Below are 12,972 nucleotides of genomic sequence, written 5' to 3'. Positions count from 1 at the left end.
CAGAATAATGAACAAATTATCACAAGTTCGCAATACCTTAGCGTAAAACACCATAATCTAGTTAAATAATGGTTAAAAACCAGATTATTCATCTATTTTGCTAGATCAAAACAGAATGATTGGCGCGTATAAAAACATTTAACAATAGATCCCAAATAGAACAATACACCAATTAACAATTAAATTACAAAATTAACAACCATAACTCAAATAGGCCCCTTATGAGCAAAAGCTTTACGTTCAAACAATTTCATATCGATATTGGCTCATGTGGAATGCCAGTTAGTACTGATGGCGTGTTATTAGGTGCTTGGACAAATATTAGTGAATGTAGCCAAATATTAGATATAGGCGCAGGAACAGGGTTATTAAGCCTAATGAGTGCGCAAAGAAACTCAAATGCACACATTGATGCCATAGAATTAATGCCAATAGCTGCTGAGGTTGCTCGTTTAAATTTTTCTCAAAGCCCATGGAAAGAACGCTTAGTCCTTATTCATCAAGACTTTCTTAGTTATCAAACAGCTTATGAATATGACGCTATTATTTGTAATCCCCCTTATTTCAATAATGGGGAGCAATCATTAAAAGGTGAACGATCTACTGCTCGCCATACAGACAGCCTTCCTTTTGATAAACTATTGCAACACTGTAAAACTCTGATTTCATCAACGGGTCGTGCTAGCTTTATCCTCCCTGTTTTTGAAGGTGAGATTTTTATTAAAATCGCTAAAGGCTGTGATTTTCATTTAACCAAAATAACAAAAGTGAAAACCACTGAAAAAAAATCATCGACTCGCCTTCTTATCGAGCTATCTCTTTTTCCTCATATTTATCAAGAGAGTACACTCACAATTCATGATGGAAATGGATATAGCGACGACTTTATTAAGCTAACTCGAATGTTTTATCTCAATATGGGCTAAAAGATCGGTGATTTATTAGAGATGGATCACTATAATGTCCGGCTGACACTATATTTTTAAAATTTCATACCTGAACGGAGAATCAACAGTGATCAAAACGTTTGCTGACCTCGATCTATCACCTAACCTATTGCGTGCTCTTGAGGAGATAGATTATCAACGTCCAACTCAAGTTCAGGCTATGACTATCCCTGAAGCATTAGAAGGTAAAGATATTCTTGCTTCTGCACCAACAGGGACAGGTAAATCTGCTGCATTCCTATTACCAGCTCTTCAGCACTTGGATGATTTCCCTCGCCGTGAGCCAGGACCTGCACGTATTCTTATCTTGACGCCTACGCGTGAATTAGCGATTCAAGTTGCTGATGAAGCTCGTCAATTAGCAAAATATACTCGTCATAAAGTATTTACGATTACTGGCGGTATTAGCTATCAAGATCACGCAGATATTTTAGCTACGACTCAAGATATCGTTGTAGCTACACCTGGCCGTTTAATGGAATACATCGAAGCTGAACGTTTTGATTGTCGTGCTATTGAAACCCTTATTCTTGACGAAGCTGACCGCATGCTAGACATGGGCTTTGGACCTGTTGTAGATCGTCTATCTAAAGAATGCCGCTGGCGTAAGCAAACCTTCTTGTTCTCTGCAACATTAGAAGGTCGCGGTGTAGAAGGTTTTACGGCTGATCTACTGAATGAACCAGCAGAAATCAATGCTGAGCCATCTCGTCGTGAACGTAAAAAAATCACTCAGTGGTACCACCGTGCGGACAACATGGCACATAAAATTGACTTGTTAAAAAGCATTTTAAAAGAACAAGCTGAGCGCTCAATCGTATTCGTTAAAACTCGTGAACGTTTAGCGGAACTTCGTGGCCATTTGGAAACAGCAAAAATTCCTTGTGCTTGGATTCAAGGTGAAATGGCTCAAGAAAGTCGTAATAACGCTATTGCTCGATTCCGTGACGGTACAGTAAACGTATTAATTGCAACAGACGTTGCTGCTCGTGGTATTGATTTACCTGACGTTTCACACGTAATCAACTTTGATATGCCACGTACTGCTGATGTGTACTTACATCGTATTGGTCGTACCGCTCGTGCAGGCAAAAAAGGCAACGCTGTTTCTCTAATTGAAGCGCATGACCAACCAATGATGGAACGTGTAGGTCGCTACATTAAAGAAGATGAAATCATTAAAGAACGTTTTATTGAAGGTCTAAAACCTAAGCATAAAAAACCTGTTTTCAAAAACAAACAGAAAAAAAATGCGAAGAAAAAAGCTGCTCTAGCGAAGAAAAAAGCACCGAAGAAAAAGAAGAAGTAATTTCTATACGTTTAGCTAGCTAGAATGCTTCGCTCTAGAAACGATAAAAGCAGTCTGTATTACAGGCTGCTTTTTTATTAGAAGTCACTTAGGTACTAGGGACAAAAACGCTTCGCTTCGAGTATAAGCCAGAGCTAAAAACTCGTCCCTAAATCCTCGTCGCTAGTCCCTTATTACGGCATAAAAAAACCCGCCAATCAGCGGGTTTTTTATTAACTCAATTCGAGCTGTCTATAATAAAAATTATAGTACGTCGATTGCGTTAAGGTCAGCAAATGCTTTCTCAAGACGAGTAACCATAGAAGCTTGACCAGCACGTAGCCATACGCGTGGATCGTAGTACTTCTTGTTTGGCGCAGATTCGCCAGTTGGGTTACCGATTTGACCTTGTAGGAAATCGCGGTTTTCAGCTTCGTAAGTACGGATACCGTCCCAAGTAGCCCATTGTGTATCAGTATCGATGTTCATTTTGATAACACCGTAACCGATAGACTCTTGGATTTCAGCTTCAGAAGAACCAGAACCACCGTGGAATACGAAGTTTAGAGCGTTAGGTGCGATACCGAACTTCTCTGCACAGTATGCTTGAGAGTCACGTAGGATAGTTGGAGTAAGTACAACGTTACCAGCTTGGTAAACACCGTGTACGTTACCGAAAGATGCAGCGATAGTGAAACGTGGGCTGATAGCGCTTAGTTTCTCATATGCGTATGCAACATCTTCAGGAGAAGTGTAAAGCTCAGAAGCGTCCATATCAGAGTTATCAACGCCGTCTTCTTCACCACCAGTACAACCTAGTTCGATTTCTAGAGTCATGCCCATCTTAGCCATACGCTCAAGGTATTTGCCAGAGATTTCGATGTTTTCTTCTAGAGACTCTTCAGAAAGGTCGATCATGTGAGAAGAGAATAGAGGCTTACCAGTTTCAGCGAAGAATGCTTCACCAGCGTCTAGTAGACCGTCGATCCATGGAAGAAGTTTCTTAGCAGCGTGGTCAGTGTGAAGAATAACTGGAACACCGTAAGCTTCAGCTACAGCGTGAACATATTTAGCACCAGCTACAGCACCAAGGATTTGAGCACCTTGACCTTCAAGTTTAACGCCTTTACCAGCGAAGAAACCAGCACCGCCGTTAGAGAATTGAACAACAACTGGAGCTTTAACTTTAGAAGCAGCTTCTAGAACACCGTTGATTGAATCAGTGTTAACTACGTTTACTGCAGGAAGAGCAAATTTGTTTTCTTTTGCTACTTCAAATACTTTCTGTACGTCGTCGCCAGAAATAACACCAGGTTTTACAAAATCGAAGATCTTAGACATGGAAATAGTCCTATTTATTCTATCGTTTTAAAAATTAAAAAACTTACGTTTAAACTTTTGCAAACGTTTGCTCACAACTGTCGGTATTGTATCAATAAACCTTGCCATCAACAAACGTAAAAAGCGGGAATGATTAGATTCCCGCTCTTAAATAATTATGCTTTAGCACGCTCTTCAAGCATTGCTACTGCTGGAAGTACTTTACCTTCAACGAATTCAAGGAATGCACCACCACCTGTAGAGATGTAAGATACGTCAGCTTTAATACCGAACTTGTCGATAGCTGCTAGTGTATCACCACCACCTGCTACAGAGAAACCTGCAGATTCAGCGATTGCTTTAGAGATACCTGCTGTACCCGCTTCAAAGTTTTTGAATTCGAATACGCCAACTGGGCCATTCCAAAGAATTGTTTTCGCATTGCCGATGATTTCAGCAAGTGCCGCAGTTGAATCTGGACCAAGGTCGAAGATCATATCGTCATCTTGAACTTCAGAAACGTGTTTAATTTCAGCTTCAGCGTTTTCGTCAAATGCTTTAGCACATGCAACGTCAGTAGCAACTGGAATTGCACACTCTTTCATTAGTTTTTGAGCAGTTTCAACTAGATCAGCTTCGTATAGTGATTTACCTACGTTGTGACCTTCAGCTGCGATGAATGTATTCGCGATACCACCACCAACAACAAGTTGGTCAGCAATTTTAGATAGAGACTCAAGAACCGTAAGCTTAGTAGAAACTTTAGAACCACCAACGATAGCAACTAGTGGGCGCTCAGGGTTATCCATCGCTTTACCAAGTGCTTCAAGCTCTGCAGCTAGTAGTGGACCAGCACATGCTACAGGAGCATTCATGCCAACACCGTGAGTAGATGCTTGTGCACGGTGAGCAGTACCAAATGCATCCATTACGAAGATGTCACATAGTGCAGCGTATTTCTTAGAAAGTTCTTCTTCGTTCTTCTTCTCGCCTTTGTTGAAGCGAACGTTTTCAAGAACAACTAATTCACCAGCGTTCAGTTCAAGACCGTCTAGGTAATCTTTTGCTAGCTTAACGTCACAATCTAGTGCGTCATTCAAGTAGTTAACTACAGGAGCTAGAGAGAACTCTTCGTTGTACTCGCCTTCCGTTGGACGACCTAGGTGAGAAGTAACCATTACTTTAGCGCCAGCTTCCAAGCAAAGCTTGATAGTTGGTAGAGATGCAAGGATACGTGCATCAGAAGTTACTTTACCATCTTTAACTGGTACGTTTAGGTCAGCACGGATAAATACGCGTTTACCTGCAAGTTCCAGGTCAGTCATCTTGATTACAGACATGTTTTGTCCTCTCAATTAAATAATAAAAAGTTTTCAAGCTCGGCGTCATTGCCAAACCGATTAAATTCTTACTGCATTATTCAGTAAATAGGGATGCAGTTCACTTTTTTCAAGATAGAAAATCATCTTTTTTATCTTTTCATCACAAATTTACTGATTACTGAGTTTATTTACTCATTGCTAATGCGGTATCTAGCATCCGATTAGCAAAACCCCACTCGTTATCGCACCAAACTAGCATTTTAACTAAATGCCCATTACTCACCCTTGTTTGTGATCCATCGACAATGGCGCTGTGGGGATCATGATTAAAGTCGATAGAAACAAGCGGCGCTTCAGTATAGTCAACAATGTTATGTAATGTACACCGAGATGCGTTAACAATGGTTTGATTTATGTCATTAACTTTCACATTTGTATTAATTGTTACACTTAAATCCATCGCTGTTACGTTTACCGTTGGTACTCGCACAGAAATAGCTTCAAACTTGTTAGAAAATTTCGGAAATATTCTTTCAATACCTTTGTGTAACTTAGTATCAACAGGAATAATAGATTGACTAGCGGCTCTAGTACGACGTAAATCAGAATGATAAGCATCAATCACTTGTTGGTCATTCATTGAAGAATGGATAGTAGTAATCGTGCCAGAGTCGATACCAAACGCATCATCAATCGCTTTAATAACAGGAATAATACAATTAGTGGTGCAAGAGCCATTCGACACAATTCGGTGCTCTGGTAATAGCGTATCGTGATTCACACCATAAATAATGGTGTTATCTAAATCAGAACCACCTGGATGAGAAAACAGAACCTTTTTAGCTCCAGCATTAATGTGTTTTTCACCATCCGCTTTAGAGCCATAAACCCCAGTACAATCCAAGATTAAATCAACCTCTAACGATTGCCATGGTAAAAGAGAAAGATCCGCTTGGTGTAATATTCGAACTTTATCTTGAGAGCCGTTAGGTAAATCAATATAAAGGTATTCTTGATCGTGGGTGACTTTATGCTGAAAGCGTCCATGAGTTGAATCATATTGAAATAAATGTGCCATCGCTTCAGGCTGTGATAACTCGTTAACCGCCACCACTTCTATTTTATCGCGCTTATCACTCTCGTATAACGCTCGAAGTACACTACGACCAATCCGGCCAAATCCATTTATTGCCACTCTCAACATAATACATAACTCTCTTTTTCCATTTGAGGTTATTGTACTCTTTTCGCTTTTTTCTTAAAGGATCAAAAAAGCGAAGTTACCTTTCAATAACTTCGCTCTTCATCTTATTTTTACTTATCGCTAAATTAAGCCAATGCTTTTTTAATTAAGCTAAAAGTTCTTTCGCCGTGTTTACTACGTTTTCAGTAGTGAAACCAAACATTTTGAATAGCTCATCAGCAGGTGCTGACTCACCAAATGTTGTCATACCGATGATCTTGCCACCGAAACCAACGTACTTGTACCAGAAATCAGCAATGCCAGCTTCAATTGCGATACGTTTAGTTACCGCTGATGGAAGTACTGCTTCACGGTATGCTTCGTCTTGTTTATCAAAGGCATCTGTTGATGGCATTGAAACAACACGTACAGCTTTACCTTCTGCTGTCAGTTGTGCTGCTGCTTCGACTGCAAGCTCAACTTCTGAACCTGTTGCAATAAGAATCAACTCAGGTTGGCCTTCACAATCCTTAAGGATGTAAGCACCTTTAGCGATATCTGCAACTTGCTCTTGTGTACGCTCTTGTTGTGCAAGGTTTTGACGAGAGAAGATTAAAGAAGAAGGACCATCTTTACGCTCGATAGCCAGTTTCCATGCTACAGCAGATTCAACTTGGTCACATGGACGCCATGTGCTCATGTTTGGTGTTAAACGTAGAGAAGCAATTTGCTCAACTGGTTGGTGAGTTGGACCATCTTCACCAAGACCGATAGAGTCGTGCGTGTAAACTTGGATGTTTTGCACTTTCATTAGTGCAGCCATGCGCATTGCGTTACGAGCGTATTCCATGAACATTAGGAACGTTGCGCCGTATGGTACGAAACCACCGTGCAAAGCAATACCATTCATGATTGCTGTCATACCGAATTCACGCACACCGTAGTGGATGTAGTTACCTGAGAAGTCATTTGCTTCTAAAGATTTAGAACCTGACCACATCGTTAAGTTAGATGGTGCAAGGTCAGCAGAGCCGCCCATGAATTCAGGTAGCATAGCACCAAACGCTTCTAGTGCATTTTGAGATGCTTTACGTGATGCGATGTTTGCAGGGTTAGCTTGAAGATCAGCAATAATTGCATTTGCTTTTTCTTCCCATTCTGCAGGTAAGTCACCATTTACACGACGTTTATATTCTGCCGCTAATTCAGGGTATGCCGCAGCATATGCATCGAATTTTGCATTCCAAGCAGCTTCTTTTTCAGAACCCGCTTCTTTTGCATCCCATTCGCCATACACATCTGCAGGAATTTCAAATGCACCGTGTTCCCAACCCAATTGAGCTTTAGTTGCTGCAATTTCTTCAGCACCTAATGGAGCGCCGTGACAGTCGTGTGTACCTTGTTTATTTGGAGAACCAAAACCAATTACTGTTTTAGTACAAATTAACGAAGGACGAGGGTCAGCTTTAGCCGCTTCAATTGCTGCATTGATAGCATCTGAATCGTGGCCATCAACCGCAGGAATTACATGCCAACCGTATGCTTCAAAGCGTTTAGGTGTATCGTCAGAGAACCAACCTTCAACTTCACCATCGATAGAGATACCGTTGTCATCCCAAAATGCGATTAATTTGCCTAGACCTAATGTACCAGCAAGTGAACACGCTTCGTGAGAGATACCTTCCATTAGACAACCGTCACCCATGAACACGTATGTGTTGTGATCAACGATATCGTGGCCTTCACGGTTAAATTGTGCAGCTAATGCTTTTTCAGCCATCGCCATACCAACACCGTTAGTGATGCCTTGACCTAATGGACCCGTAGTTGTTTCTACGCCTGGTGCATAACCATACTCAGGGTGACCTGGAGTTTTAGAATGCAGTTGACGGAAATTCTTTAAGTCTTCGATAGACAGGTCATAACCTGAAAGATGAAGCAGAGAATAAATCAGCATAGAGCCATGACCATTTGAAAGAATAAAACGGTCGCGGTCAGCCCACTCTGGATTTTGTGGGTTGTGATTTAGGTGGCTACGCCATAATACTTCAGCGATATCTGCCATACCCATAGGTGCGCCTGGGTGACCAGAATTTGCTTGTTGAACACCATCCATGCTTAAAGCGCGGATTGCATTTGCTAGATGTTTACGTGAAGACATGCCTGCTCCTGAAAATTCGAAGGACTATATTGTTGAGCAAGTTAATCACTATTGATTAACCTAAATTTGCAGGTGCGTATTGTCGCAAAGCCTCATCGGCACTGCAAACGATTACTTAGTAAATAAGACGCTTTTTTTCACGATTTTGACAGAAAACCTGATTTATACCGATAAATCTCACAACAAAACGCAAACGATTGGTTATGTCTTATATTTATTTTCTTAAACTAAATGAGTTGTAATTAATCAATTTTACTTTATTATGGCCGTCTAGATGGAAAAACACCTACACTGTTAAACGTATAGACTTATATAGATTGTGGGTATTTTTAGAACTTATTATTTATAGAAGTGGAGCTCCCTTATGGCTAAGCACCTATTTACCTCTGAGTCAGTATCAGAAGGTCATCCAGATAAAATTGCAGATCAGATTTCAGATGCAGTACTTGATGCGATCTTAGAACAAGATCCAAAAGCGCGTGTTGCGTGTGAAACATACGTAAAGACTGGCATGGTGATGGTTGGTGGTGAAGTAACCACTTCTGCATGGGTTGATATCGAAGAAATCACTCGTGAAACCGTTCGTGAAATCGGCTACGTTCATTCAGACATGGGTTTTGATGCAAACTCTTGTGCCGTACTAAACACAATTGGTAAGCAATCTCCAGACATCAACCAAGGTGTTGATAAAGCTGACCCTAAAGAACAAGGTGCTGGTGACCAAGGTATCATGTTTGGTTACGCAACTAACGAAACGCCAATTTTAATGCCAGCTCCAATTACCTACTCTCACCTACTTGTTCAAAAACAAGCAGAAGTACGTAAAAGTGGCAAGCTAGACTTTCTACGCCCAGATGCAAAATCTCAAGTAACTTTCCAATACGACCAAGGTAAAATTGTTGGTATTGATGCAGTTGTTCTTTCAACACAACACTGTGATTCTGTAACAACACCAGATCTTCGTGAAGCAGTAATGGAAGAAATCATCAAGCCAGTACTGCCTGCAGAATGGTTAAATAAAGACACTAACTTCTTTATTAACCCAACAGGTCGTTTTGTTATCGGTGGTCCAATGGGTGACTGTGGTCTTACTGGTCGTAAAATTATCGTTGATACATACGGCGGTGCAGCTCGTCACGGTGGCGGTGCATTCTCTGGTAAAGATCCATCAAAAGTTGACCGTTCAGCAGCATACGCAGCACGTTACGTAGCGAAAAACATCGTAGCAGCTGGCATGGCTGACCGTTGTGAAATCCAACTTTCATACGCAATCGGTGTTGCTGATCCGACATCTATCATGGTTGAAACGTTCGGTACTGAGAAGGTATCTCACGACATCATCATTGAAGCCGTTCGTCAAAACTTCGACCTACGCCCATACGGCCTACAAGAAATGCTTAACCTTCTTCAGCCTATCTACAAGAAGACAGCAGCTTACGGTCACTTCGGTCGTGAAGAGTTCCCATGGGAAGCAACAGATAAAGCCGCAATCCTTCGTGATTTTGCTGGTATTAAATAAGTACTATTTACTTATTTCTGAATTTAAAAAGGAAGCTTCGGCTTCCTTTTTTATGTTTACAGCATGAATAATATCTTCCTATCTATTGATTAATCCTCTTTGAAATGGTCTATTTAATCGTTCTTCCTTTCCGGAAGTTTGAAAACCGATAATAAAGAGACGTAATGACCCCACTTCAACAAGCATCAATAGCAAAAGCACAACAATGTATTCAACAAGCTTCTACCTTTTTTAATCGTCCTTTTTCTCTGCCAGAAATCAAATTTACTCAGCGTGGAAAAATTGCAGGAACAGCACGTCTTCAAGGCTGGGAAATACGCATTAACCCTATTTTATTAGAAGAAAATCAACACACGTTTATTAATGAAGTGATCCCTCATGAAATCGCTCACCTAATCACATTCAAATTGTATGGTCGTGTGCGCCCTCACGGAAAAGAATGGCAAGGAGTCATGAATCAAGTATTCAACCTCCCCGCTCGTACAACACACAGTTTCAGTGTCGATTCAGTTAAAGGAAAAACCTTTCCTTATCGTTGCAAATGCTCGACACACGAATTAACGGTACGTCGCCATAATCGAGTGCAAAAAAAACAGACTCAATATGTATGTAAAAACTGTCAATCGCCATTAAAACTCTCTAGAGCCAAAATCAACTGTAGTTAAATTAACGACTTCTAATAATTAATTTATCTATAAAGCGGTTTAACAATAAGCTACTCTTACTGGATTAATACAATCATCAGTAGTAGTTATTATGAAATTAATCCGCTTACTTATTAGCATTATCGCTATTGGCTCTGCATTTAATGTATTAGCCGCTCCCCCTTCTTCATTTTCAAAAGCCAAAAAAGAAGCAGTCAAAATCTATTTAGATCACCCAACCTCATTTTATTGTGGCTGTGACATTACTTGGAAAGATAAAAAGAAAGGCATTCCTGATTTACAAAGTTGTGGCTATAACGTGCGTAAACAAGAAAAACGAGCAAGCCGAATCGAGTGGGAACACGTGGTTCCAGCATGGCAATTTGGTCACCAACGCCAATGTTGGCAAGATGGTGGTCGTAAAAACTGCACCCGAAAAGATAAGCAATTTAAGTTAATGGAAGCCGATTTACATAACCTGGTTCCAGCAATTGGCGAAGTAAATGGTGATCGTTCTAACTTCCGTTTTTCACAATGGAATGGCAATAAAGGCGCATATTACGGTCAGTGTGCCTTCAAAGTGGATTTCAAAGGACGTGTCGCTGAGCCACCAGCACAATCAAGAGGTGCTATTGCTCGTACTTATTTATACATGAACCAAGAGTATCGTTTCAATTTATCAAAATCACAACGTCAACTAATGAACGCATGGGATAAGCAATACCCTGTATCTGAGTGGGAGTGTGAACGCGATAAGCGCATTGCTAAAATTCAAGGCAACCATAATCAGTTTGTCTACAAAGCATGTCGCAAATAGACATAATTAGAGGTTGAAAAAGCACACTTTAACCTCCATCCTTAAATACAAGATAGTTAAAGAAAAGTAGACCATGAGAATACCAAGAATCCACCACCCAGAGCTTCTTCCTTCACAAGGAAAAGTGAATTTAAGTGATGATGCAGCAAATCACGTTGGTCGTGTAATGCGAATGAAAGAAGGTGAATCTGTGCTTCTGTTTGATGGAAGCGGAGCTGAATTTCCAGCTGTAATCACTTCAGCATCAAAAAAGAGTGTTGAAGTGGAAATCACTGAGCGTATTGAGCGTAGCAGCGAATCACCACTTAACTTACATTTAGGTCAGGTTGTTTCTCGTGGCGATAAAATGGAATTTACCATTCAAAAATCGGTCGAATTGGGTGTGAATGTGATTACACCACTGATCTCTGAGCGCTGTGGCGTTAAATTGAATAAAGAGCGATTTGAAAAGAAATTAGATCAATGGCAAAAAATTGCAATTGCTGCATGTGAGCAATGTGGACGTAATACCGTTCCTGAAATTCGTCCTATTATGTCATTAGAAGAGTGGTGTGCAGAAGAGTACGATGGGTTAAAGCTCAACCTTCATCCACGAGCAAAATACTCAATCAATACACTTCCTGAACCGGTAACAAATGTACGCTTGTTAATTGGTCCTGAAGGCGGTTTATCGTCTGAAGAAATTAACATGACAGAACAATATCAATTTGAAGAAACGCTGCTTGGTCCTCGTGTTCTACGAACAGAAACCGCAGCGCTTACCGCAATTACAGCCCTACAAGTTCGTTTTGGCGATCTTGGCTAACTGGAGAAACACAATGATCAAACTCGGTATCGTAATGGATCCAATTTCATCCATTAACATTAAAAAAGACTCTAGCTTTGCCATGATGCTTGAAGCTCAAAAACGTGGTTGGGAAATTCATTACATGGAAATGAGTGACCTGCATTTAGATCAAGGCAAAGCGGTTGCTGATACCAAAGTCGTTGAACTAAAAGAAGACCCAGCAAGTTGGTATGAGTTCAAATCAGAACAAACTATCGACCTTGCTGATCTTGATGCGGTACTAATGCGTAAAGATCCCCCATTCGATACTGAATATATCTACGCAACTTACATTTTAGAGCGCGCTGAAATTCAAGGTGCACTGATTGTAAACAAACCACAAAGCCTTCGTGATTGTAACGAAAAGCTATTTACTGCTTGGTTCCCTGAGTTAACACCTACAACACTAGTAACGCGTAAGGCTGAAAAAATTAAAGCCTTCCGCGAAGAGCATGGCGATGTGATTCTTAAACCACTAGATGGTATGGGTGGCGCTTCTATTTTCCGAGTAAAAGCCGGCGATCCAAACGTATCAGTGATCATCGAAACATTAACCAATCACGGACAAAACTACTGCATGGCACAAACCTTTGTTCCTGATATTAGTAACGGTGATAAGCGTATTCTGGTGGTTGATGGTGAGCCAATGCCTTACTGTTTAGCTCGAATTCCAGCAAAAGGGGAAACTCGCGGCAACTTAGCAGCAGGTGGTACCGGTGAAGCACGTCCATTAAGTGAGACAGATTGGGCAATTGCTAATGCAGTAGCTCCAACATTGAAAGAAAAGGGTCTAATCTTTGTAGGACTCGACGTGATTGGCGACAAGCTAACTGAGATTAATGTAACAAGCCCAACCTGTATTAAAGAAATTGAAGCGGCTTTTGATATTTCGATTACAGGCAAATTAATGGATGCAATTGAGCGCCGAATTAACGCTTAATCACA

At 40.7% G+C, this 12,972-nt stretch carries 11 protein-coding genes; 7 read left to right on the top strand and 4 right to left on the bottom strand.

Features of this window, described 5'->3' with window-relative positions; translation table 11 throughout:
- Nucleotides 1-221: 221 nt before the first annotated feature.
- Together AVFI_RS02320 and srmB are read left to right on the top strand one after the other, a co-directional pair.
- Entirely contained in the window at nucleotides 222-926 is a 705-nt protein-coding gene (locus AVFI_RS02320; protein ID WP_054775638.1) for a tRNA1(Val) (adenine(37)-N6)-methyltransferase, read from the top strand.
- A gap of 88 nt (nucleotides 927-1,014) precedes the next feature.
- Nucleotides 1,015-2,256 (top strand): ATP-dependent RNA helicase SrmB, encoded by a 1,242-nt coding sequence (srmB, locus tag AVFI_RS02315; RefSeq protein ID WP_005417590.1) that lies wholly within the window; start codon nucleotides 1,015-1,017, stop codon nucleotides 2,254-2,256.
- A gap of 243 nt (nucleotides 2,257-2,499) precedes the next feature.
- Here srmB and fbaA read toward each other — a convergent pair whose 3' ends face one another.
- The 4 genes from fbaA to tkt all read right to left on the bottom strand — a co-directional run bounded on the left by fbaA (nucleotide 2,500) and on the right by tkt (nucleotide 8,221).
- Nucleotides 2,500-3,576, bottom strand: a complete 1,077-nt coding sequence (gene fbaA, locus AVFI_RS02310) for a class II fructose-bisphosphate aldolase (RefSeq protein ID WP_012533692.1) — start codon at nucleotides 3,574-3,576, stop codon at nucleotides 2,500-2,502.
- Nucleotides 3,577-3,731: 155 nt separating this feature from the next.
- Nucleotides 3,732-4,895, bottom strand: coding sequence for a phosphoglycerate kinase (locus AVFI_RS02305; protein ID WP_005417586.1), 1,164 nt, complete (start codon nucleotides 4,893-4,895; stop codon nucleotides 3,732-3,734).
- A gap of 166 nt (nucleotides 4,896-5,061) precedes the next feature.
- Complete coding sequence (gene epd / locus AVFI_RS02300; RefSeq protein WP_012532906.1) at nucleotides 5,062-6,081, bottom strand: erythrose-4-phosphate dehydrogenase; 1,020 nt, start codon at nucleotides 6,079-6,081, stop codon at nucleotides 5,062-5,064.
- 145 nt (nucleotides 6,082-6,226) lie between these two features.
- Nucleotides 6,227-8,221, bottom strand: coding sequence for a transketolase (gene tkt / locus AVFI_RS02295; protein ID WP_012534052.1), 1,995 nt, complete (start codon nucleotides 8,219-8,221; stop codon nucleotides 6,227-6,229).
- Nucleotides 8,222-8,585: 364 nt separating this feature from the next.
- Between tkt and metK the strand changes: the two genes are divergently transcribed.
- The 5 genes from metK (at nucleotide 8,586) to gshB (ending at nucleotide 12,967) form a co-directional block, all read left to right on the top strand.
- The gene (gene metK / locus AVFI_RS02290; protein ID WP_005417583.1) at nucleotides 8,586-9,740 is read left to right on the top strand and encodes a methionine adenosyltransferase; all 1,155 of its coding nucleotides are present in this window, start codon (nucleotides 8,586-8,588) and stop codon (nucleotides 9,738-9,740) included.
- Nucleotides 9,741-9,904: 164 nt separating this feature from the next.
- A complete protein-coding gene (locus AVFI_RS02285) occupies nucleotides 9,905-10,405 on the top strand; it encodes a SprT family zinc-dependent metalloprotease (RefSeq protein WP_011261221.1) in 501 nt (166 codons plus the stop codon).
- A 91-nt stretch (nucleotides 10,406-10,496) separates the two neighbouring features.
- Complete coding sequence (locus AVFI_RS02280; RefSeq protein ID WP_011261220.1) at nucleotides 10,497-11,201, top strand: endonuclease; 705 nt, start codon at nucleotides 10,497-10,499, stop codon at nucleotides 11,199-11,201.
- A gap of 73 nt (nucleotides 11,202-11,274) precedes the next feature.
- Nucleotides 11,275-12,006, top strand: a complete 732-nt coding sequence (rsmE, locus tag AVFI_RS02275) for a 16S rRNA (uracil(1498)-N(3))-methyltransferase (RefSeq protein WP_065597616.1) — start codon at nucleotides 11,275-11,277, stop codon at nucleotides 12,004-12,006.
- 13 nt (nucleotides 12,007-12,019) lie between these two features.
- Nucleotides 12,020-12,967 carry a glutathione synthase gene (gshB, locus tag AVFI_RS02270; RefSeq protein ID WP_017019406.1) on the top strand — a complete coding sequence of 316 codons (948 nt, stop codon included), beginning with the start codon at nucleotides 12,020-12,022 and terminating at the stop codon, nucleotides 12,965-12,967.
- The last annotated feature ends 5 nt before the right edge of the window (nucleotides 12,968-12,972 follow it).

Origin of the sequence: Aliivibrio fischeri ATCC 7744 = JCM 18803 = DSM 507, from assembly GCF_023983475.1 — a bacterium.
GTDB classification, from domain to species: domain Bacteria; phylum Pseudomonadota; class Gammaproteobacteria; order Enterobacterales; family Vibrionaceae; genus Aliivibrio; species Aliivibrio fischeri.
Note: the sequence above shows the minus strand (reverse complement) of the source record. Positions and strands in the feature narration are given on the sequence as shown.